The 22995-nt window shown below is 51.2% G+C and carries 24 protein-coding genes; 21 read left to right on the forward strand and 3 right to left on the reverse strand.

All coding sequences use genetic code 11. From position 1 onward, the window contains the following. The first annotated feature begins 471 nt into the window (after positions 1–471). Entirely contained in the window at positions 472–1074 is a 603-nt protein-coding gene (locus NEV57_RS14270; RefSeq protein ID WP_257659017.1) for a trimeric intracellular cation channel family protein, read from the forward strand. A 1-nt stretch (position 1075) separates the two neighbouring features. On the opposite strand, the gene def is transcribed toward NEV57_RS14270, so the two are convergent. Beyond that, positions 1076–1645: a peptide deformylase gene (gene def / locus NEV57_RS14275; protein WP_257659018.1), complete on the reverse strand. Its 570-nt coding sequence runs from the start codon at positions 1643–1645 to the stop codon at positions 1076–1078. 102 nt (positions 1646–1747) lie between these two features. Here def and xseA point away from each other — a divergent pair, with 102 nt between their 5' ends. Together xseA and xseB are read left to right on the forward strand one after the other, a co-directional pair. Then, on the forward strand, positions 1748–3076 hold the full coding sequence (gene xseA, locus NEV57_RS14280) for an exodeoxyribonuclease VII large subunit (protein ID WP_257659019.1): 1329 nt from the start codon (positions 1748–1750) through the stop codon (positions 3074–3076). 3 nt (positions 3077–3079) lie between these two features. Next, positions 3080–3319, forward strand: coding sequence for an exodeoxyribonuclease VII small subunit (xseB, locus tag NEV57_RS14285; RefSeq protein ID WP_257659020.1), 240 nt, complete (start codon positions 3080–3082; stop codon positions 3317–3319). Positions 3320–3323: 4 nt separating this feature from the next. Here xseB and NEV57_RS14290 read toward each other — a convergent pair whose 3' ends face one another. Next, a complete protein-coding gene (locus tag NEV57_RS14290) occupies positions 3324–4571 on the reverse strand; it encodes a dicarboxylate/amino acid:cation symporter (RefSeq protein ID WP_257659021.1) in 1248 nt (415 codons plus the stop codon). A 183-nt stretch (positions 4572–4754) separates the two neighbouring features. Between NEV57_RS14290 and NEV57_RS14295 the strand changes: the two genes are divergently transcribed. From NEV57_RS14295 to NEV57_RS14330, 8 genes are read left to right on the forward strand one after another with little or no spacing between them, the layout of a single operon-like run. Then, entirely contained in the window at positions 4755–5498 is a 744-nt protein-coding gene (locus NEV57_RS14295; RefSeq protein ID WP_257659022.1) for a DeoR/GlpR family DNA-binding transcription regulator, read from the forward strand. 14 nt (positions 5499–5512) lie between these two features. After that, entirely contained in the window at positions 5513–6853 is a 1341-nt protein-coding gene (locus tag NEV57_RS14300) for a flippase (RefSeq protein ID WP_257659023.1), read from the forward strand. A gap of 17 nt (positions 6854–6870) precedes the next feature. Continuing rightward, a complete protein-coding gene (locus NEV57_RS14305) occupies positions 6871–7815 on the forward strand; it encodes a polysaccharide pyruvyl transferase family protein (RefSeq protein WP_257659024.1) in 945 nt (314 codons plus the stop codon). Between the two features lie 16 nt (positions 7816–7831). After that, positions 7832–8599: a class I SAM-dependent methyltransferase gene (locus NEV57_RS14310; protein ID WP_257659025.1), complete on the forward strand. Its 768-nt coding sequence runs from the start codon at positions 7832–7834 to the stop codon at positions 8597–8599. Then, entirely contained in the window at positions 8586–9344 is a 759-nt protein-coding gene (locus tag NEV57_RS14315) for a glycosyltransferase family 2 protein (RefSeq protein WP_257659026.1), read from the forward strand. Before NEV57_RS14310 ends, NEV57_RS14315 begins: the two co-directional genes overlap by 14 nt. A gap of 10 nt (positions 9345–9354) precedes the next feature. Next, entirely contained in the window at positions 9355–9603 is a 249-nt protein-coding gene (locus tag NEV57_RS14320) for a DUF3820 family protein (RefSeq protein ID WP_257659027.1), read from the forward strand. Between the two features lie 22 nt (positions 9604–9625). Then, positions 9626–10237: a hypothetical protein gene (locus NEV57_RS14325; protein WP_257659028.1), complete on the forward strand. Its 612-nt coding sequence runs from the start codon at positions 9626–9628 to the stop codon at positions 10235–10237. A gap of 31 nt (positions 10238–10268) precedes the next feature. After that, positions 10269–11030, forward strand: coding sequence for a ThuA domain-containing protein (locus NEV57_RS14330; RefSeq protein ID WP_257659029.1), 762 nt, complete (start codon positions 10269–10271; stop codon positions 11028–11030). A 3-nt stretch (positions 11031–11033) separates the two neighbouring features. Here the strand turns inward: NEV57_RS14330 and NEV57_RS14335 are convergent, their stop codons facing one another. Continuing rightward, positions 11034–11870 (reverse strand): ThuA domain-containing protein, encoded by an 837-nt coding sequence (locus tag NEV57_RS14335; RefSeq protein ID WP_257659030.1) that lies wholly within the window; start codon positions 11868–11870, stop codon positions 11034–11036. A gap of 224 nt (positions 11871–12094) precedes the next feature. On the opposite strand from NEV57_RS14335, the gene NEV57_RS14340 reads away from it, so the two are divergent. The 10 genes from NEV57_RS14340 to ilvC all read left to right on the forward strand — a co-directional run bounded on the left by NEV57_RS14340 (position 12095) and on the right by ilvC (position 22983). Then, positions 12095–12844 (forward strand): 3-keto-disaccharide hydrolase, encoded by a 750-nt coding sequence (locus NEV57_RS14340; protein WP_257659031.1) that lies wholly within the window; start codon positions 12095–12097, stop codon positions 12842–12844. Positions 12845–13085: 241 nt separating this feature from the next. Continuing rightward, on the forward strand, positions 13086–13694 hold the full coding sequence (locus NEV57_RS14345; RefSeq protein WP_257659032.1) for a hypothetical protein: 609 nt from the start codon (positions 13086–13088) through the stop codon (positions 13692–13694). Between the two features lie 140 nt (positions 13695–13834). Next, positions 13835–15337, forward strand: a complete 1503-nt coding sequence (gene atpD / locus NEV57_RS14350) for a F0F1 ATP synthase subunit beta (protein WP_257659033.1) — start codon at positions 13835–13837, stop codon at positions 15335–15337. A 5-nt stretch (positions 15338–15342) separates the two neighbouring features. After that, positions 15343–15585, forward strand: coding sequence for an ATP synthase F1 subunit epsilon (gene atpC / locus NEV57_RS14355; protein WP_257659034.1), 243 nt, complete (start codon positions 15343–15345; stop codon positions 15583–15585). Between the two features lie 392 nt (positions 15586–15977). After that, the gene (gene ilvE / locus NEV57_RS14360) at positions 15978–16868 is read left to right on the forward strand and encodes a branched-chain-amino-acid transaminase (protein WP_257659035.1); all 891 of its coding nucleotides are present in this window, start codon (positions 15978–15980) and stop codon (positions 16866–16868) included. 2 nt (positions 16869–16870) lie between these two features. After that, positions 16871–18568: a dihydroxy-acid dehydratase gene (ilvD, locus tag NEV57_RS14365; protein WP_257659036.1), complete on the forward strand. Its 1698-nt coding sequence runs from the start codon at positions 16871–16873 to the stop codon at positions 18566–18568. 25 nt (positions 18569–18593) lie between these two features. Next, positions 18594–20345, forward strand: coding sequence for a biosynthetic-type acetolactate synthase large subunit (ilvB, locus tag NEV57_RS14370; protein WP_257659037.1), 1752 nt, complete (start codon positions 18594–18596; stop codon positions 20343–20345). Between the two features lie 60 nt (positions 20346–20405). Then, positions 20406–20996: an acetolactate synthase small subunit gene (ilvN, locus tag NEV57_RS14375; protein WP_257659038.1), complete on the forward strand. Its 591-nt coding sequence runs from the start codon at positions 20406–20408 to the stop codon at positions 20994–20996. A gap of 12 nt (positions 20997–21008) precedes the next feature. Continuing rightward, the gene (locus tag NEV57_RS14380) at positions 21009–21488 is read left to right on the forward strand and encodes a DinB family protein (RefSeq protein ID WP_257659039.1); all 480 of its coding nucleotides are present in this window, start codon (positions 21009–21011) and stop codon (positions 21486–21488) included. A gap of 13 nt (positions 21489–21501) precedes the next feature. Further along, positions 21502–22983, forward strand: a complete 1482-nt coding sequence (gene ilvC / locus NEV57_RS14385) for a ketol-acid reductoisomerase (protein WP_257659040.1) — start codon at positions 21502–21504, stop codon at positions 22981–22983. The last annotated feature ends 12 nt before the right edge of the window (positions 22984–22995 follow it).

Here is a 22995-nt window from a genome sequence, read left to right on the forward strand (position 1 = left end):
AATGTACTGCCGCCCTATTCCCTTCCTCCCAAGCGGGCTGCAAAGGTAAAAGGATTCCCCGCAATTGCAAAATATCATTACCATATTTTTTAACCCCAAAACGCTATTGCCTATAAATCAGTCACGAAATTTTTTCCAAAGGTGCAATTTTGCCCTTTCGGACCACCATCCGCCGTTCAGACGGCCATCGTTCACCCCACAGTCCGTTGTCGGCAGCCGGCCGGCAATCCGCCGGGTTTGGTTCGCCATGCGTCCGCATTGCGTCCACCGTGAGTCCACGTTGAGTCCACCTTTTTCCGAATAAACATGGAATTACCCCGGGCGCAATGCGCACGCACCGTGCTGTTACACCGACCCTATATATACGGATTGCCGAACCGCAACCAAATTGGTTCCGGGGCCTCACCTATAATCCTGCGGTTGCTATACCCATCAATTTTTGTACTTTTATACCGGATAGCTTATACCATCTTGGAATTACTGTATTATATCGACCTACTCGGCACCGCGGTCTTTGCCATTTCAGGTGCAATGGCTGCCATGCGGCACAACATCGATATTTTCGGATCGGCGTTTACCGGCTTCGTTACCGCGATAGGCGGGGGCAGCCTGCGTGACATCTTTCTGAACCTGCGCCCGGTATGGGTGGATGACGGCAACTACCTGCTGGCAATCCTTGCCGGGGTCATGATTGCCATCTGTTGCACCAAGACACTCTATCAGCTGGCCCGCACACTTTCGTTGTTTGACGCCCTGGGCATCGGCTTCTTTACCATTGTAGGGGTCCAGAAATCGCTGGATTATGAAAGCAGCGCAATCGCTTCCGTTGTATTGGGCCTGTTTTCGGCCGTAATGGGCGGCGTGATCCGCGACACTTTAATGAATGATACCCCCCTGATTTTCAGGAAGGAGATTTATGCAACAGCCTGCTTAACGGGTGCTATCCTTTTCGCCGTACTCCGATATGCAGGTGTAAGCTACAACCTCAATGCTGCGCTCTGTGTTACCGTTATCGTGGTGATCCGGCTGGTTTCGGTAAAATACAGGCTTTCCCTGCCCATTGTGGGCGGGTAACCTAACGTTTCCGCCTGGGTGAGGGAAACTTCATCTTATAATCGACCCCTACCTGTCCTTTCGTAATGGCATCAAGCTTGCTCTTCAGCATGGCTTTCCGGAGCGGGCTCAGCTTATCGGTAAACAGTTTACCTTCAATATGGTCGTACTCATGTTGGATAATCCGTGCGGCCAGCCCACTGAAGTTTTCCTCATGAGCCTCCCAGTTTTCATCGAAATAACGTACACGGATATCCGGGTATCGGCTCACGTCTTCATGTATTTCGGGAATGCTCAGGCAACCCTCGTTAAACAGCCACTTGGTTCCGCTTTCCTCCAGGATTTCGGGATTGATAAATACTTTCCTGAACGTTTCAAGTGCAGGCTCATCCTCCGCATAAGGACTTGCATCCACAACAAACAGCCGGATGGACAGGCCGACCTGCGGGGCGGCAAGCCCCACGCCACGGGCGGCGTACATGGATTCAAACATGTTGGCGATTAAGCCCTGTAAATCCGGATAGTCTGCATCAATATCCACTCCCTTTCGTTTTAAAACAGGGTCTCCGTATGCGATTATAGGTAATTTCATTTTTTAAAATATTGTCCGGCTATTGCCGTGCAAAGATAACCATTTCCGATCATATCCCGGACAGTTACCTCATCGGATACACAAAAATCCTTATCTTTGGTCATGCCTGAGAAACTCCCCGACAAGACCGTTTTTTCATTGGCCGAAGTGGCACGGAGCATTCAGCGGACGCTCGCCGAACGCTACAAACGTGCCTACTGGATCAAGGCCGAAATGAACAAGCTCAACCACTATTCTCATTCGGGGCATTGCTACCCGGAGCTCGTGGAGAAAAAAGATGGCCAGGTAGTGGCGGAAATGCGGTCGATTCTCTGGAAAGGCGACTACCAACGGATCAATCAGCGCTTTCTGGAAATTGCCCGTGAGCCACTTAAAGACGGCATTACCATCTTAATCCACGCAACCATTACGTATGATCCGCTGCATGGACTGGGTCTGCGCATCCTGGATATTGATCCCGCCTACTCACTGGGTGAACTGGAACGCGAAAAAATGGCCAGCATCAGCCGACTGAAGCAGGAGGGGATTTTCGCTGCCAACAAACAGCGGCCTTTCCCGCTGGTGCCCAAACGCCTGGCGGTTATATCCGTGGAAACCAGCAAGGGGTATGCGGATTTCCTCAACATTATTAACGGCAACCCCTGGGGATACCGCCTGGAGTATACGCTTTTCCCGGCGCTGCTTCAGGGCGACAAGTCGATCGCATCCATTATCGGCCAGCTTCGGAATATTGCCAGTCAGCCCAGCCGGTTCGACGTGGTGACCATCATCCGCGGCGGTGGCGGCGACGTAGGGCTGTCGAGCTATAATCATTACCTCCTGGCCTCGGCCATCGCCACATTTCCGATACCGGTACTTACCGGAATCGGGCATTCCACAAACGAAACAGTCAGCGAAATGGTGGCCTACCGGAATGCCATTACCCCGAGCGAGCTTGCCGATTTCCTGATCCAGCAGTTTCACCGTTTTGCGACTCCGGTGATGCAGGCGCAGCAGGTCATTGCTAATCGCTCGTCGCAGCTGCTGGCCGACCACCGGCACGGACTGGGCAATGTGGCCCGCTATTTCCGGATGGGCAGCCTGCACCTTATCCAGCATCAGCACCGGGCACTTGGGTATATCACCGACCAATTGCAGAAAACCGCCTCGGGGTACCTCACGCTTCAGCACCGGGAACTGCAGCTGGTCCATCCGGCACTGGCAGCAGGTAGCCGCAGTACGCTGAAAGACCACCTCGCACAGGTGTCGGTTGCAGAAAAAACGGTACGGCTCCTTGACCCGCAGCAGGTCCTGAACCGTGGGTATAGCATCACCCGGGTCAACGGGCGGGCGCTTAAAACCACCGACAGCGTCAACAGGGGAGATACCGTTGAAACCGTGCTGGCGTCAGGAAAATTCACCAGCACTATTGATGAAATTCAAAACGATTGATTAATGAAAGAACAATATACTTATACGGACGCATTTGAGGAGCTCCAGTCCATTGTGGCGGAGATTGAGCAGGGAGCCATCTCGGTAGATGAATTAGCGGAGAAAGTAAAGCGGGCTTCGCAGCTGATCCAGGTGTGCAAGGTAAAACTGAATGCCACGGAAGAGGAGGTTAACCAAGTGTTAGCCGGCCTGACGGCAACAGAAACGGCGGAGCCGGACAGTGAAGCGGAGGAAGAGGCTTAGCCGTTCAGCGCAGGGTTTTATGCAGCTGCTCCATATCCAGTTCGCCTTCCCAGCGGGCCACCACGATTGTGGCGGCGGTATTGCCGATGATGTTAGTCAGCGCACGGGCCTCGCTCATAAAACGGTCGATCCCAAACACCAGCGCCACGGACGCCACGGGCATATGGCCCACGATGGGCAGCGTGGCCGCGAGAATGATGAAACCACTGCCCGTTACACCCGCCGCACCATTGGAGGTGATGGTTAGCACGAACAGCAAAAACAGCTGCTGGCCAAGATCCATGGGCATGTCCTGCGCCTGGGCCAGGAATATAGCAGCCATGGTCAGGTAGATGGCTGTACCATCGAGATTAAACGAATATCCGGTCGGAATAACCAGGCCGACAACGGGGCGGGAACAGCCCAGCCGTTCCAGCTTTCCCATAATAGCAGGCAATACGGATTCGGAAGACGAGGTACCCAGCACAACCAGCAGCTCTTCCCGGATGTAGCGCAGTAATTTGAAGATGCTGATGCCGTAATAGCCCAGCGCCAGTCCGAGTGCCAGAAAAATATAAAGCAGGCAGGTAATATAGAAAGCCAGCATAAGCATGCCCAGCGAAGAAAGCGCTTCCACCCCGTATTTACCGATCGTGAATCCCATGGCCCCCATCGCGCCGATCGGCGCCAACCGCATAATCATTTTAATAACAGCGAACAGGCCGTCTAAAAAGGATTGCATTACGCGGATTACAGGTTCTGCACGGCGCTGGATCTGCGACAGTCCGAAACCAAACAGCACCGCAAAGAACAGGACCTGAAGCAGGTCTCCGGAAGAAAGCGCATCAAACACATTTTCAGGTATGATGTCGAGCAGGAACTCCGTAACTCCTTTCTGTGTTTTGCTACTGTCGATATACGAAGCAACGTCAGTCGTGTCCAGCGTATTTGGATCCACGTGCATGTCTGCACCCGGCTTCATCAGGTTAATCACAGCCACACCCAAAAACATGGCAACGAATGTGGACACCTGGAAATAGATCAAGGATTTTGCCCCCACCTTCCCGATTTTCTTGACATCTTCCATGCCCGCAATGCCCAGCACCACGCTGCAAAAGATCAGCGGGGCAATGACCATTTTAATCAGCTTGATGAAGCCATCGCCCAGCGGTTTCAGCGCAATGCCGACCGTGGGATAAAAATGGCCGATCAGCACGCCGATCAGGATGGCCAAAAGCACCTGGAAATAAAGCAGGCTGAAGATTCTTTTCATCGGGATAATAATACCAAAATTATTACTTATTCCACCGAACCCTCCGGTTTTATTTTTAGTCGCATGGTCCGGCGGTTTTAGCAAAAAGCGCAGACCGGATGGGGTAAAACAGAAATTTATGCCTTATCAGACGGATTAAATTCAGATTCTTTATCTTTACCCGACTAAAACTAACCGTCGGCCATGCTAAAGGAAGAACGTCAGGCTTTTATCATCCATCAGATTAATTTACATAACAAGGTACTGTCTTCGGACCTGAGCGCACAGCTGAACGTATCGGAGGACACCATCCGCCGGGACCTGAACGAACTGGCCGAAAACGGCAAGGTGTTGAAAGTGTATGGCGGGGCATTGTCCAAATCCTTCCAGTACCCTTTCCGTGAAAACCACGTATATGCGCGGGATGCCAAAAAGCAGCTTGCCGGCAAGGCGCTGAAGCTGATCCAGAACGGGATGACGGTCCTCGCCGGGGGTGGCACGACCATGCTGGAGCTGGCCCGCAGCGTTCCGGAAAACCTGGAATGTACATTTTTTACCATCAGTCCGCTGGTGGCACTGGAAATGGCGGAACGAACGAAGGCCGAAGTAATCTTAATCGGCGGGCAGCTATCCCGGAGCACCAATATCTGTATCGGCGCACAGGTAATCAATCAGCTATCCGAAATACGGGCAGACCTGTGTTTACTGGGTGCGAACAGCCTGGCCATCGAAGAGGGGGTAACCGACTCCGACTGGGAGGTGGTACAGGTAAAAAAAGCCATGCTCCGCAGCGCCAATAAAACGGCAATTCTCAGCATTGCCGAGAAACTCAATTCGGTTCAGAAAATGAAGGTATGCAGCCTGAATGCCATCGCTTACCTGATTACAGATTTAGACCCGGAACACCGTAGCCTGGCTAAATTCAGTCAGCTAGTGGATGTGATTTAACCAGACCGTATCCGATGAAAATCCCTTCATTGCCCGGGTTTGACCAACAAGCATTTACGAAGTACTTCGCAAATACCGGCTGGCTGATTATTGCCCGAGCCGGATCGCTTTTCATCAAAATGGTCATCACGGCCGTGGCCATCCCCAATTACCTGGGCAACAGCTTAAACGGGGTGCTCAACTATCCGCTGGTACTGGTGACCTTCTTTATGGCGGCATGTACACTGGGTATGGACAGCTTCGTAACGCGGCAGTTGCTGCAGCAACCCCAGCAGCAGCACGTGATACTGGGCACCGCTTTCCGGCTGCGCCTGATCAGTGGCGTGGTAGCTCTTCCGTTAATTTACCTCACGTATTTCCTGATTGGCTATTATGCCGCGGAGGCTCCGGCAGCACCTTTTGAGTACATTGCTATTGTATCGTTGGTATGCGTGGCCCAATCGGTCAATGTAATCGATAGTTATTTCCAGGCAACCGTGCAGGGGAAATACATTATGTATGTGCAGGTTGGCGCCAACCTGCTGTCCGCGGCCGTAAAGCTGCTGCTTATTTTACTGCAGGCACCCATCAGCGCATTTGTATGGATGCTGCTGGCAGACACCGTTTTCCTGGCCATCGGTTATGTATACCTGTATGGGAGCCGGGGGAATAGCGTCCTACGCTGGAGGTTCGACCGGGCAATGGCTGCCCACCTGCTCCGTTATGCCTGGCCATTGGCTTTCTCGGCGGTATTCATTAGTTTATACATGAAAATCGACCAGCTGATGCTCGATGCGTACCTGGGGGAAGCAGCGCTTGGCGTATACTCTACCGTGGTGAGCCTCAGTGAGGGCTGGTATTTTATTCCCATGGCCATTGTTACGGCGCTTTTTCCGGCCATTATGCATGCCCGTCGCGATGACCCGCTGCGTTACCGGAAACGGCTGCAGCACCTATATGAGCTGATGGTGGTAATGAGCGTGGCCATTGCCATCGTGATGACATTTGCGTCGCCGTTCATTTACCGTGTTTTTTACCGTCCTGAATACGCTCCGGGTGCCGCGGCGCTGATTGTGCATGTATGGGCCGGTATATTTGTGTTTCTCAATGTGGCCAGCGGACAATACCTGATCGCGGAGGGGTATACGATGATCTCCCTGTGGCGTGCTCTGAGCGGTGCATTGGTCAATATCGGCCTGAACAGCTGGTTCATTCCCAAATATGGCATGATTGGTGCTGCATACGCCACGTTGATTGCCTACGCAACAACGGCATTATTCGTTATTTTTGTTCCCAAAACGCGGAAACAGGGATGGATGATGCTCAAGGCACTTTTTTTCATCCCGCTTATTGGCCGGCTGGCCAAAAGGCGATAGCGAATACATTCGGATTTATGCCAAAAATTATTTTTGACACCTCCATAGGCACGACCAACCTCGGCGACCATATTATTATGGATGCAGTTGACCGGATTGCAGATGCGCTTTTTGTTGACGACTTCGTCATCAATATGCCAACCCATGTGGCCATTCATCCCAAGGATCTGCCCCGACTCCGGCATTATGATACTGCCATCGTGGGAGGCACCAACCTATTGAAAAACAATACACTTTATAAAAGCCAGTGGAAAGTCGGGCTTAAGGACCTCATCGTATTGCGCCATAAAGTGGTGTTGCTCGGTGTCGGCTGGTGGCAATATCAGGATAAACCGGTATCTGCCTATTCGCGGATGATGTACCGGGCCCTTTTTTCAAAAAAATACCTGCACGCCGTGCGCGACAATTACACGCTGCAGAAGTTGCATGAAATCGGCATAAAAAACGTGGTGAACACGGGCTGTCCCACCGTGTGGGAGCTGGATGAGCCGCATTGCTCGCAGATCAACCCCAAAAAACGCGATACGGTAGTGACCACCATCACCGATTACATGCGTGACCCGGAAAAGGACGGGAAAATGCTGGAAATCCTTAAAAAGCATTATCAGCGGGTGTTTGTTTGGATACAGGGTTCAAAGGACCGGGCTTATATTGAAAGCCTCGCAACGGACATCCAATATATTCCGCCCAAGCTTGCGGCCTTTGACGCGTTTCTTGAGCGCGAAGCCTGCGAATACATCGGCACGCGGCTGCATGCCGGTATCCGGGCGCTGCAGAAAAAACGGAAAGCGATTATCATCGGTATCGACAACAGGGCCCTGGAGATGCGCAACGACATCGGGCTCCCCGTGCTTGAACGGCAGCGCGTGGAATCCCTTGAAGAACGCATCCACGAAGAAATGGCTGTCCGGCTATATTTAGATACGCAACGCATTGAACAGTGGAAAGCACAGTTTAGCTAACAAATCCCCAACGGAATTGCTGAAGACTTTAAAGGCATATTATAATAAATCCCGCTTTCAGCCGACCTTTTTCGGGCTGCTGTTCAATCCTTTTTTTATTATCCGAAGGGGACTTTACCGCAATATAGCGGCCCTGAGCGGGTCCATGCGGGGACGCATGCTTGATTTCGGCTGCGGCAGCAAACCATACCGGGAACTGTTCCAGGTCGATGAATACATCGGAACCGACATTGAGGTCAGCGGGCACGACCATGTCAACGAAGACATTGATGTATATTATGACGGCAAACACCTCCCCTTTGCGGATGCTTCGTTCGACAGTATTTTTTCCAGCGAAGTGTTTGAGCATATATTTAATCTTCCGCAGATCCTGGATGAATTATACCGGGTGCTTAAGCCGGGCGGCCACCTGCTGGTTACCGTCCCGTTTGTGTGGGATGAACATGAAATTCCTTATGATTTTGCCCGGTATACCTCGTTTGGTCTGACGCATATCTTCCGGGAAAAAGGACTGGAGCTGGTTTCAGCAAAAAAGACAACCAACTATGTGGCTACCCTTTTCCAGATGTGGAATGCCTATGTTTATCAGCATATTTTCCCGGGGAATAAAATTGTCCGGATTGCACTAACACCGATTTTCATAATGCCGGTAACCGTGCTGGGACTGTTTATTTCGTGGATATTACCCGCAAATTACCATTTTTTCCATAACAACGTAATGGTCGTGCGCAAGCCGGCCACCGGTATACCCGTTAACGCCGACAAGCCGCATGAATCCGCCTAAACTCACCGTTATTACGATCGTATATAATAATGTGCAGGATATCGAGCGCACCATCCGCTCGGTCGTCCAGCAGACCTATCCGGATATCGAATACATTGTGGTCGACGGGGGTTCCACGGACGGCACGGTGGATGTTATCCAACGGCATGCCAACCGGATCAGCCGGTGGGTCAGCGAACCCGATGGAGGCATATACGATGCCATGAACAAGGGACTGGCCATGGCAACGGGGGATTACGTACTTTTCATGAATTCGGGCGACGAGCTTTATGATCATCATACGGTGGAGCAGGTGTTCGCCACTGCGCCGGGTGCCGCTATTTATTACGGCGAGACTGAGATGTACGATGCCAACTGGGAAAGCCTGGGACTGCGGCGGCACGGCATCCCCGAACAATTTACCTGGCGAAGTTTCCGGTACGGGATGAATATCAGTCACCAGGCAATCTACATCCGGCGCTCGATTACCGAACCTTATGACTTACGCTACCGGCTAAGCTCGGATATTGACTGGATCATCCGGGCGGCAAAAAAAGTGCAGCCGGGTGAGATCGTAAATACCCGGCGGCTGGTGGCTAAATACCTGGTTGGCGGAATGTCCAAAAAGCGGCATTGGCAAAGCCTGTGGGAACGGTTCCGGATTTTCAGTAAACATTACGGCCTGGTGCCGAACCTTTTTAATCACGTCGTGATTGCCGTAAACCTGGCGTGGTATTACCTGAAGCATGGCAAAACAAATGATTAACGGTAACGATATGACACCTATTTCCGATGTTCCCCTGGCTCCCGAAGCGTTGTTTGAGGCACTGGTAACTACCCGGATGCCTTTTGGCAAATACAAAGGCACGGTGATCTGTAACCTGCCGGAAACCTATTTGCTGTGGTTCCGCCAGCAGGGATTCCCCAAGGGAAAGTTAGGCATGCTTTTGGCCACATGTTACGAGATTAAACTGAATGGACTGGAACACCTGCTGGTACCGTTCAGAAACAAAATGCGTACCTGACTGTTTAACCTAAAAAAAGAAAATGGCCTATCAAAAGATTAGTTCCCACTACCTGCTGTTTCTCGCCGCCGGGTTTATTTACAGTGCCTGCGGCCCGAACGAGCAGCAGCAAAACCAGTCGGCAACAGACTCCACGGCCGTGACCGCCGCCGCACCACTTACCGACAAAGCGCTGATCGTTCCGGGCGAGTCGGTCGGACCGATACACCTGAACGATGCTGACAGTACACTGCTCGACCAGCTGGGTGAGCCGGACTACAGCGATGCGGCCATGGGCAAGGCCGTATTGGCCTGGTATACCACCGGTGACAGTCCGGCCTATCCGGTATCCATATTTACGGCCCGCGACATGGGAAATGATGAAACTGCACGTATACAGCAGATCCGGATTACCTCGCCTTATTATACCACGTCGGAAGGCATCTGTGCCAGTTCGTCGTTAGCACAGATTTCCGCGGAATACAGCACGGAACAGGTAGAAGCGTATGAGAAGGACGGCCAGCAGTATGCGGTACTGGACACCAAACAGGGTATCGCCTTTGAGGTAAACCCCAATGACAGCTGCGTAGCTATTATCGTTTATCAACCGGGGGCGGGCACCTCGTCCTACCTGCCGCTCCGGACATTGGAATGAAAGAAGGTCGTTTGTACAACCTAAAACAAGGATGAAAAAATACATGCTCTTATGCTGGTGCCTGGGTATTTGGGCTATACATGCCCAACCGGCAGGCACCCGGTTCAGGGCGCTTGTCTTATATGAGAACGGTGGCCACCACCTTGCTTACTCCCAGGCAGCACGGGGCTGGCTCGATAGCCTGGCCGCTGCGGAGCATTTCGCCGTGGATTACCTGCAAAATACGGATCGGATAGATGATGTACTGCTGGCGGATTACCAGCTGTTTATTCAATTGGACTACCCACCCTATGCCTGGACCAAAAAAGCGGAGGCAGCGTTTATTAACTACATTACGTCGGGCAGGGGCGGTTGGATCGGTTTCCACCACGCCACGTTACTGGGTGAATTCGATGGTTATCCGATGTGGCAATGGTTCCATCAATTTATGGGCGGGATCCGCTTTACCGATTATATTGCTACGTTTGCCAGCGCAATGGTAATCGTTGAACGGCCGGCTCATCCGGTTATGCAGGGGGTTGCATCCACTTTCCGGGTGGAGCAGGAAGAATGGTATACGTATGACCGGAGTCCGAGGCCCAACGTCGATGTACTGGCAGCGGTGGATGAGTCCAGCTACAGGCCCGATTCAAAGATTAAGATGGGCGACCACCCGGTGGTGTGGAGCAATCCGGACTATGCCGCACGGAATGTTTACATTTTTATGGGCCATTCCCCGGATTTATTCCACAATGAAAATTATAAAAAGCTGGTTGCCAATGCAATTGCATGGGCTGCCAAAACAGACCGATAACGGTTAATGGGGGGTTTGTCCCGCCTTTCCCAGCCATAGCAGCGCATCGATGATTAACTGGTTCTGCGCATCGTTTGCAAAGGTGAACGAAAGCGTTTTATTGGTTCCCTGCTCATAGTCGATATCATTATGACCCATATTAATGTATAGCATGTGGTAATTCTTGTTGGTCCACACCACCGGGTAATAACCTTCGTGCCATATCTCATGGGGCTTCGGCCCCGTTCCCAACGGGAAACTTTGGGGGTCTATGGACAGCAGGATTTCGATATCGGGATTAGCCGTCAGGTCGTTTTCCCAGCGGTACCATTCGTTGGGTGCCGAGCGGAATGTAGCAGGCAGGTTTGCCGTGGCAGGGTGTCTGTTGTTTTCTACGCGCAGAACGGCCGATGTGGGACGCCATGTATTGCTTTTATAACTTCCGGAACCCAAAAACTCGTTGTGGTACCAATCCCAGTTCTGCGGGTAGGCAGATGGTGTGAGCGCGAATCCGGCGAAATGGAATCCGATGAATCCCCCGCCGTGTTCGACGTATTCCTGAAAGGCCTGCCGCTGTAAAGGATCTTCCGGCCGGGTATCCAGGAACAGCACGACCTGGTAATCTGCCAGGAATTCGGCATTCAGCAACTCCCAGTTGGATGTGGAATCGTAGGTAAAATGGTATGTTTCGGCTATTTTAGGAAACCAGTTATTGGCCTCATGTACAAAACTGATGTGCGCGCGGTCATTTTTTGCCGTGTAAAAGGCAATCACCTTAAACGCAGGTTTTTGCTGGGCGGCTACCGGGGCGCAGAAGGCACCCAACAACATCCATAATAGCATTAGTCTGATTGATTTCATCGGGAAAAGTTAATCGATAACGTCGGTGAAAATACATAATATTTCCACTATATAAAAGTGCCGGGGATGCCCTCGGGCTTGTCTTAACCAGGCGTGTTGCAGTGGGGTACGCTACCGTTGCAGCGGCGGGCCTGGGGCAATAAACGAACCTAAGTCCTGTGGTTCTCAGCGCAAAACACGCCTGTTATTTGCAAAAACAGACAAATAAAGGTAATATTATCGCCATGAAAACATTCGCACGGATCACAAAAAGGATGGCTTTACCGGTGCTGGCCACGGGGAGCCTGTTATGGATTACCTGCTCCGGCACAGCAGAGCGCCCAAATACCCTCACCCCCCAGGAAGCGGAGGAAGGCTGGACATTGCTTTTCGATGGCCATTCGACTGCGGGGTGGCATATATTTAATCAAGGTGCGGTCCCTTCTGCCTGGCGGGCAGTCAATGGCGAGCTTTGGTGTGATCCGCAGGTAACGGATGCCATACACGGGGATCTGGTAACCGATAGCATATACACCGACTTTGAGCTGGTATTTGACTGGAAGATTGCCAAGGGCGGGAACAGCGGGGTCTTTATTAATGTACAGGAGGGGCCGGCGTACGGGACGGCCTACGCCACCGGACCGGAAATGCAGCTGTTGGATAACGAGTATGCGGAAGAACGGCACCGCAGCAATCCGTCGCACCTCGCCGGAAGTGTTTACGATGTGGTAGGGGATGCCGAACAGTCCAAACCGGTTCCTTTTGGGCAGTGGAATCACTCACGCGTCCGCCAGGAAGAAGGCAAAGTGACGTTCTGGCTGAACGGGCAGGTTACGGCGGAGGTCCAGCTGGGCAGTGAAACGTGGACCGGCCTTGTGGCAACCGGCAACCTGGGTAATTTTCCCGAATTCGGCAAGGCGAAACAGGGACGGATTGCCCTGCAGGACCACACCGATGAAGTGTTTTTCCGGAACATGAAAATAAAGCGGCTTTAACCTTTTTCCTCCGAGTTTAAACGCTTTGCTGGCAAACCACCTACGTTTCTCATTAAAAATCCCGGATAATTGAATATTTTTAAGCTTTTGCTTTCATTCTTACAATAAATCCCGTAAAATCGTGTTTTAAATTTTACGGGAGTTACCTTTGCAAAAGGAGCGCCCGAGCATGCCTATTAACCGGATTAATTGCATTTACCATTTGAATTCACCTAAATTTGCATCAATCAAATATAAAAACATGAGAAACTTTTCTTTCCTGATTTCACTTTTTGCGATTTTATGGACCGCACAGGCCTTTGGTCAACCCGCAGGCAGATCATCCTCGGGAAGCTCATTGAGCAGCGGAACCATTGACAGCCAGTTTGTGCATCTCGTCGCAATTTCACGAAGCCAGGATGGATTTGAAATCGTCCGGCGTGCAAACCTGGAATTGATCCGCAGGAACGTGGCCGATTCATTGAATGCGTACCGCAGGCAAATTGGCGAAATTTCCGCGTCAATTGGCCAGGAAAAGGCCGTGATGACCGCATTATCCGACTCGCTTTCGTTGGTAAAAGGCGAATTGCAGGCCACGCTGGAGAGCCGCGACAGTTTCTCGTTTTTAGGCGTATCGATGGGCAAGACGACTTACAGCCTGCTGGTATGGGGCATTGTGCTGGTATTGGCCATTGCCCTGATCTTCTACATCTACCGGTTTAACCAGGGCCATGTGGTTACCCGTGACGCGCAGAAGGCATTCGACGACCTCCAGAACGAGTTCGACCAGCACCGCAAAAAGGCAATGGAAAAGGAGCAGAAACTTAAGCGGCAGCTGCAGGACGAAATCAACCGAAAATCAGGCGGATAGCCCCCAGTGAAGCCCCACTGAACAATTCTTAAAATTATATTTGCTTTTAATTGTATTAAGCGTATTTTTGCAGTCCGAAACTAAGGCCCGTATTGTGCCTTATAACAGTGGTTTATAAAAAATTTTAGTTCCCTTAAGATATGTCCAATATTGGAAAAATAGCCCAGATCATCGGCCCCGTAGTCGATGTAAGTTTCTCGGAAAACGCCAAACTCCCCAAAATTTTTGACGCACTGGTCATCGAAAAAGAAAACGGACAACAGATCGTTTTAGAAGTTCAGCAGCACTTGGGCGAAGAGCGCGTGCGTACCATCGCCATGGACGCAACAGAAGGCCTCGTCCGCGGCATGAAAGTGGTTGACACAGGTGCTCCGATCAAAATGCCTGTCGGTGATTCAATCAAAGGCCGCGTTTTCAACGTGGTGGGCGATGCGATTGACGGCATTCCGGAACTCGACAAATCCAACGGACGCAGCATCCACAACACCCCCCCTAAATTCGAGGATCTTTCTACGGAAACAGAGGTGCTTTTCACCGGGATTAAAGTGATCGACCTGCTGGAGCCTTACGCAAAAGGCGGTAAAATTGGACTGTTCGGCGGTGCGGGTGTAGGCAAAACGGTATTGATTCAGGAATTGATCAACAATATTGCGAAAGCCTATTCCGGCTTATCGGTGTTTGCCGGTGTAGGAGAACGTACCCGTGAAGGAAATGACCTGCTCCGCGAAATGCTGGAATCGGGCATCATCCGGTACGGTGAGGAATTTATGGAAGGCATGGAAAAAGGTGAATGGCCGCTGGACAAAGTGAAAGAAGAGGAGCTGAAGGAGTCCAAAGCGACCTTTGTGTTCGGACAGATGAACGAGCCCCCGGGCGCGCGTGCCCGTGTAGCACTCTCCGGCCTTACCATTGCGGAATATTTCCGCGACGGCGATGACGAAGGCACCGGGCGGGATATCCTGTTCTTTATTGATAATATCTTCCGTTTTACCCAAGCCGGTTCGGAAGTATCCGCGCTCCTGGGCCGTATGCCTTCGGCGGTAGGTTACCAGCCAACGCTGGCCACGGAAATGGGCTTGATGCAGGAACGGATTACCTCTACCAAACGGGGCTCCATTACCTCCGTTCAGGCAGTTTATGTGCCTGCGGATGACTTGACTGACCCTGCTCCGGCAACTACATTTGCCCACTTGGACGCAACAACAGTACTTTCCCGTAAAATTGCCGAGCTGGGTATTTACCCGGCCGTGGATCCACTGGATTCTACATCACGGATCCTGAGCCCTGCGGTATTGGGCGACGAGCATTATAACACGGCACAACGTGTGAAGGAAATTCTTCAACGCTACAAGGAATTGCAGGATATTATCGCCATTCTCGGTATGGACGAACTTTCGGAAGAAGATAAACTGGTTGTACAACGGGCACGCCGGGTACAGCGGTTCCTCTCCCAGCCTTTCCACGTAGCCGAGCAGTTTACAGGCCTCAAAGGTGTACTGGTAGACATTAAAGATACAATCAAAGGCTTCAACATGATTATTGATGGTGAAGTGGATGAATATCCGGAAGCAGCCTTCAACTTGGTTGGTACCATTGAAGATGCCGTTGAAAAAGGTAAAAAATTATTAGCGGAAGCAGTTTAATAAACATGAAACTGACAATCATCACACCGGATAAGCCTGTCTTCGATGGCGAAGTGACTTCAGTCACCGTACCTGGGGCTGCAGGTTCATTTGAAGTGCTGGAAAACCACGCACCAATTGTTTCCACGCTGGAAGACGGCAAGGTGATTATCCGGACTGGCAAGAGTGAAGAGGTCATCACGATTATCGGAGGTGTTGTGGAAGTGATCGAAAATAAGATTACCGTGCTCGCCGAAGGCATCGTTTAACCCCGGAAAATAAGCTAAAAAAGCGCCCTCATCGGACACTCGATGAGGGCGCTTTTTTTAACAATATTTTTGTCCGGCACCTGATTTTACGCAGAATTTCACGCTCCGGGTCAGCCAACCTAAAAAATGAACCGAATACCAAAATCGGTTTTGGTCTACAATTAATATTACAAAATACCTTAAATAGTGCATTATTAAGAATATTTATTTGTTTAACAAATCGAATAAAAAATAATATTCTGAATTAAAAATTTATCGATTGACTATTGCCTATTCCCTTTAATCGTCATATCTTAATGAAGTCGAATACAGGAAGGGATTTGGACAGCAAAACAAACCACCTAATTAGGTAATTTCAGCAGTAAGCAAACCGTGATTTTGACAAACGGATCATGAGGTATTTTGGTAAAGATACATGGATTTATTTGGACGGTGAGTTCGTCAAGGCCGAACAGGCGACGATCGACCTGTTTGGGCAGTCGCTGCACTATGGGTATGCCGCGCTTGACGGTATCCGTGCATATAATACACACAACGGCACGCGCCTGTTCAAGGCCGAACAGCATTATGACCGGCTCCGCCGCTCCTGTGAACTGGTCGGCATCAGCTTCCCCTGGAATACCAGCCAGCTGGTTGACCGAACATATGCCCTGCTGGAGAAGAATAACCTGCGGAGCGCCTATATCCGCCCACTGGTGGTAACCGGGCATAACATGTACCTGATGCCTGCCGAAGATGCGCATCTGGCAATATCTGCATGGGAATGGGGGCCGTTTTTGGGCACGGAGTTAATCCGGCTCACATTATCGCCCTATCAACGGCCGAATCCGCAATCACTCCCCCCGGCGGCCAAAATAGCCGGCCAATATGTAGCGTCCATTGTGGCGACCAACGAGGCTTCCCAACGGGGATTTGACGAGGCCCTTTTATTGGATAGCGAGGGGTATGTGGCACAGGCATCCAGCAATAACCTCTTTATAGAAAAAGACGGCGTATTGTACACGCCGGGTACCGGGCATATTTTTCCGGGCATTACCCGGCAGACGGTACTGGAAATTGCAGCCGCATTCGGCATTGAGGTTGTAGAGAAAAAAATAACACCGGCGGAGCTCCGAGAGGCGGATACGGCATTCCTGACAGGCACCGCAACGGGAATCGCTGGCGTTGCTTCCGTTGACGATGTCCGGTATCCGGCGGAATGGACCGATACATTAAGCGCCACAATACAGCGGGCGTATAAAAATCTTACGCTTGAAAAGGAAAATTACGAAGTGATCATATAATCATGCCAACTACACAAACAAACGAACTAAACAAATACAGCAAAGTATTTACGCAGGACAAAACCCAGCCGGCTGCACAGGCCATGCTTTATGGCATTGGGCTAACGGATGATGACATGCAAAAGGCCCAGGTGGGCATTGCCAGCATGGGTTACGATGGCAATACGTGTAACATGCACCTGAACGACCTCGCCCAGGTGGTAAAAAAAGGAGTATGGGGTGCTGACCTGGTGGGGCTGGTGTTCAATACGATCGGCGTCAGTGACGGCATGAGCAACGGCACCGATGGCATGCGCTATTCCCTGGTGAGCCGCGATATTATTGCAGATAGCATTGAGGCCATCTGCGGAGGCCAGTATTACGACGGGCTTATTGCCATTCCCGGCTGCGACAAAAATATGCCCGGTTCCATTATGGCCATGGGTCGTCTCAACCGGCCGTCGATTATGGTATACGGCGGAACGATTGCCCCCGGGCATTATAAGGGACAGGACCTCAACATCGTTTCTTCATTTGAAGCACTGGGGCAAAAAATTGCCGGCAACCTTTCCGAAGAGGATTTTATCGGCATCGTGAAGAACAGCTGCCCCGGTGCAGGTGCTTGCGGGGGGATGTACACTGCGAACACGATGGCTGCAGCCATTGAGGCATTGGGCATGAGCCTTCCATATTCATCGTCCAACCCCGCAGTAAGCGAAGACAAACAAAAAGAGTGCCTTGAGGCGGGAAAATACATCCGTATATTGCTTGAACGGGACATCAAACCCACAGACATCATGACCCGCGAAGCATTTGAAAATGCGCTGCGTGTGATTGTTGTACTCGGCGGGAGCACCAATGCTGTACTGCACTTCATCGCTATTGGAAAAAGTGTGGGTATTGAAATTACGCAGGACGACTTCCAGCGGATGAGTGATACCACACCGGTATTGGCCGATTTCAAACCGAGTGGCAAATACCTCATGCAGGACCTCCATAATTACGGAGGAGTGCCGGCGGTAATGAAATACCTGCTCAATGAAGGGCTGTTGCACGGCCATTGCCTCACGGTAACCGGACAGACACTTGCGGAAAACCTGGCCGACGTAACACCGATCAATAAACTTGATCAGCCGATCGTACGGGAATTGGATAACCCGATCAAACCAACGGGACACCTCCAGATCCTCTATGGCAACCTCGCCGAAAAAGGAAGTGTAGCCAAAATATCAGGCAAGGAAGGCGAGCGGTTCGAGGGACCTGCCCGTGTATTCGATGGCGAAAAGGACCTTATTGCCGGACTCGCTTCCGGACGCGTGAAGGCCGGCGATGTCATCGTGATCAAAAACGAGGGCCCGAAAGGTGCGCCGGGCATGCCGGAAATGCTCAAACCCACCTCGGCTATTATTGGTGCGGGGCTGGGGAAAAGTGTAGCGCTCATTACCGATGGCCGGTTCAGCGGTGGAACACATGGTTTTGTGGTGGGCCATATCACGCCCGAAGCGCACGAAGGCGGACTCATTGGCCTGGTAGCAGACGACGATACGATTGTTATCGATGCCATAAACAACACGCTTACCCTGCAGGTATCGGACGAGGTGATCGCCGAGCGTCGTGCCGCGTGGACCAAACCTGCACTTAAGGTAACGCGGGGAGTACTCTATAAATATGCGAAGACGGTAGCCGATGCGGCAGCCGGTTGCGTAACGGATGAATGTTAATTTACGAACCAAAAGAACGAATGACATGAACACGCTGGAAATCACAAAAAACACCTCAAACGGCAAGCAGGAAGCAATCGCCGGAGTAACGCAACTGAGCGGCTCGCAGGCCGTGCTCGAAGCATTATTGGCCGAAGGGGTGGATACCGTGTTTGGTTATCCGGGTGGTGCAATCATGCCCATCTACGATGCGCTGTATGACTACAACGACCGGCTGAAGCATATACTGGTACGCCACGAACAGGGCGGGGTTCATGCGGCACAGGGTTACGCCCGGACTTCGGGCCGTGTGGGGGTGGTTTTCGCCACCAGCGGTCCGGGAGCCACCAACCTCATTACCGGGTTAGCCGACGCCATGATTGACAGTAACCCGGTGGTCTGTATTACCGGCCAGGTGTTTGCCCATTTACTGGGTACCGATGCTTTCCAGGAAACCGATGTGATCAATATTACGACACCGGTGACCAAGTGGAATTACCAGGTAACGGATGCCTGTGAGATCCCGACAGCACTGGCTAAGGCATTTCACATTGCGCGCACCGGGCGTCCGGGGCCTGTATTGATCGATATCACCAAAAATGCCCAGCTTCAGCTATTTGACTATCCGGGATATAAGATCTGCAATCACATCCGGAGTTATCGTCCGAAGCCGATTGTACGCTCCGAATACATCGAACAGGCAGCAGCGCTGATCAATGCCGCGGAGAAACCTTTTATCCTGTTTGGCCAGGGCATTATCCTGGGCAAGGCAGAGGCAGAATTCAAGGCATTTATTGAAAAAACGGGTATTCCTGCCGCCGCTACCGTAATGGGGCTCAGCGCACTGGAAACCCATCACCCATTGCATGTGGGCATGCTGGGCATGCATGGCAACTATGCGCCAAACGTACTGACTAACGAATGTGACGTGCTGATCGCCATTGGGATGCGCTTTGACGACCGTGTTACCGGCAGGCTGGATAAGTACGCCAAACAGGCAAAAGTCATTCACCTCGATATCGATCCGGCGGAAATTGATAAGAATGTCAAAGCCACGGTACCGGTATGGGGCGACTGCAAGGAAACGCTGCCATTGCTGATGGAGCAGGTGGACGCCAAAACGCACGATGCCTGGCTATCGCGCTTCCGCAAATTGGAAAGTGAAGAGATAAAGGAAGTCATCCAGGAGGAATTAAATCCTACTACACCCATTATGACAATGGGTGAGGTAATCCGCATACTTAACGAGCTGACTGGCGGCGATGCCGTCATTGTTACGGACGTTGGCCAGCACCAGATGGTTGCCTGCCGCTACGCCAAGTTTAATCAGTCGAAAAGCAACGTCACCTCCGGTGGCCTGGGAACCATGGGATTCGGGCTTCCGGCAGCCATCGGCGCCTGGTACGGGACACCCGACCGGACGGTAGTGGCCATTATCGGCGACGGCGGTATTCAGATGACCATCCAGGAACTGGGCACCATCATGCAGTTTGGCGCCAAGGTGAAAATCCTGATCCTGAACAACGAATTCCTGGGCATGGTACGCCAATGGCAGCAGCTTTTCCACGACAAACGGTACTCGTTTGTCAACATTACCAGTCCCGATTATGTAACCGTTGCCAAAGGATACGGCATCGCGGGGAACAGCATCCGCGAACGGGAGGAACTCGAACAGGCACTGACTACGATGATCGAACACGACGGGCCATACCTGCTCGAAGTGATGGTAGGCAAGGAGAATAACGTATTCCCAATGGTACCCCAAGGTAGCAGCGTTTCCGAAATCAGGCTGAAATAAAGAAGGATTGCATATAAATGCTACAGCACAACTAGCTCGAGACAATTAAATCCAGAGATCATGGAAAAACAGGAATATACGATTACGGTATACACAGAAAATACCATCGGCATGATTAGCCGGATCGCCATCATTTTTTCGAGGCGGAAAATCAACATCGAGAGCCTCAATACGTCGCCTTCCGAAGCGGAAGGGATCCATCGGTTTACGATCGTCATTCATGAAACCGAAGATGTTGTCCGCAAACTCTGCCGCCAGATCGAAAAACAGGTGGAGGTACTTAAAGCCTATTACAACACCAATGACGAGATCATCTGGCAGGAACAGGCCCTTTACAAGGTACCTACAGAGGTGGTTACCGAAAAGGCACCGGTGGAACGGCTGCTGCGCCGTTACGGGGCGAGTGCCGTAGTGATACGGAACGATTATACGGTCTTTGAAACCGCCGGGCACCGGGAGGAAATTGATGCGCTTACCGCTGCGTTAGCCGAGTATCAGCTTATCGAATTTGTGCGGAGTGCCCGTATTGCCATCATTAAAGACAGTGAAGGCTTCCACAAAAAACTAAAGGAGTTTGAGGAATCCGAGCCGGCCGCCGAAGTTGTGGAAAACCGGTATTTAAACAAACAGGATAAAGTATTTACCATGTAAGGTTACGTTGTTATGAAATTTAACCCCATTAAATACATTATCCGTACCCGCGAGGCCTTCATCGAACTGCTGGATGGGCTCACGCTGGAAGACATTAATCGGATTCCGGCAGGATTCCGGAACAATATCGGTTGGAATTTCGGCCACATCGTGGTCAGCACCCAAGGGTTATGCTATCGCAGGACCAACGTACAACCGGATCGGGAAATTCCGTTTGAGGGCGCTTATGCGAAAGGCACGGTACCGACTCACACGATCACCGCAGAAGAACTCACTGCCCTGAAGTCACAGGCAATAGCGTCCATTCTGCAAATTGAACAGGACTATCAAAAGGGTGTTTTCAATACGATTACTCCTTATGCCACCGACACGTACAAGCTCGAAATGGATACAATTGAACAGGTACTAACGGTGACACTTGCCCACGATAATCTTCACCTGGGTTATGCACGCGCGCTTAACAAAGCAGTATACGAACAAAAAAGTCAATAATATAGATAGAACAATGGCAAATTATTTCAACACCCTCCCCCTTAGAGAACAATTAAACCAATTAGGCGTCGCTGAATTCATGGACATCAGCGAATTTGCTGACGGTGTCAGCGCATTAAAAGGCAAAAAAATCGTCATCGTGGGCTGCGGTGCTCAGGGCCTTAACCAAGGACTCAATTTAAGAGACAGCGGACTGGATGTTTCCTACGCTCTTCGCAAGGAAGCAATCGAACAAAAACGTGATTCCTGGAAGAATGCCACCGATAACCATTTTAACGTTGGCACGTACGAGGAACTGATTCCCACGGCAGACCTGGTTAGTAACCTTACTCCAGACAAGCAGCACTCGTCCGTCATCGACGCAGTAATGCCATTGATGAAAGCCGGCGCTACGCTCTCGTATTCGCACGGGTTCAATATCGTAGAAGAGGGAAAAGAAATCCGCAAGGACCTTACCGTGGTTATGATCGCCCCAAAATGCCCGGGCTCAGAGGTAAGGGCAGAGTACCTGCGCGGGTTTGGTGTACCGACACTGATTGCGGTTCACCCGGAAAATGACCCCCAGGGCAAAGGCCTTGCTGAAGCAAAAGCCTACTGTGTGGGCACAGGCGGCCATAAAGCGGGCGTCCTGCGGTCATCATTCGTAGCGGAGGTTAAGTCCGACCTGATGGGAGAACAAACCATCCTATGCGGACTGTTGCAAACCGGATCAATCCTGTCGTTTGATAAAATGATCGAAAAGGGTATCGAGCCGGGCTACGCCGCCAAGTTGGTTCAATACGGCGTTGAGGTCATCACCGAGGCCTTGAAACAGGGCGGTATCACAGCGATGATGGACCGGTTGAGCAACATCGCCAAAATAAAAGCTTTCGAGGTTTCGGAAGAGCTGAAGACAATCATGCGTCCCCTATTCCAAAAACACCAGGATGACATTATGAGCGGTGAATTCAGCCGGGGCATGATGGAAGACTGGGCAAATGGCGACAAGAAACTATTGGAATGGCGCGCGGCTACCGGCGAAACAGCCTTTGAAAAAACGCCTGCCGGCGACATTAAAATCGGAGAGCAGGAGTATTTCGACCACGCGATATTTATGGTAGCGTACATCAAAAGTGGTGTTGAGCTTGCATTCGAGACCATGGTTGAAGCTGGTATCAAACCGGAATCGGCCTATTATGAATCATTGCACGAAACTCCGTTGATTGCCAATACCATCGCGCGTAAAAAGCTGTTCGAGATGAACCGTGTTATTTCTGATACCGCAGAGTATGGCTGTTACCTGTTTGACCACGCGTGTAAGCCATTGCTGGCCGACTTTATGAAAACGGTAGATACGGATATTATTGGCAGGAATTTCAATGACGGTAAGGACCTGGCGGTTGATAACCAGGCACTGATTGTTGTGAACGAGGCCATCCGCACCCACCCGGTTGAACAAGTTGGCGCCGTACTGCGCAGGGCCATGACCGCTATGAAGGCAATAAAAACGGCTTAAAAACCCTATCCC

Origin of the sequence: Parapedobacter lycopersici, assembly GCF_024643285.1 — a bacterium.
Taxonomy (GTDB): Bacteria; Bacteroidota; Bacteroidia; order Sphingobacteriales; family Sphingobacteriaceae; genus Parapedobacter; species Parapedobacter lycopersici.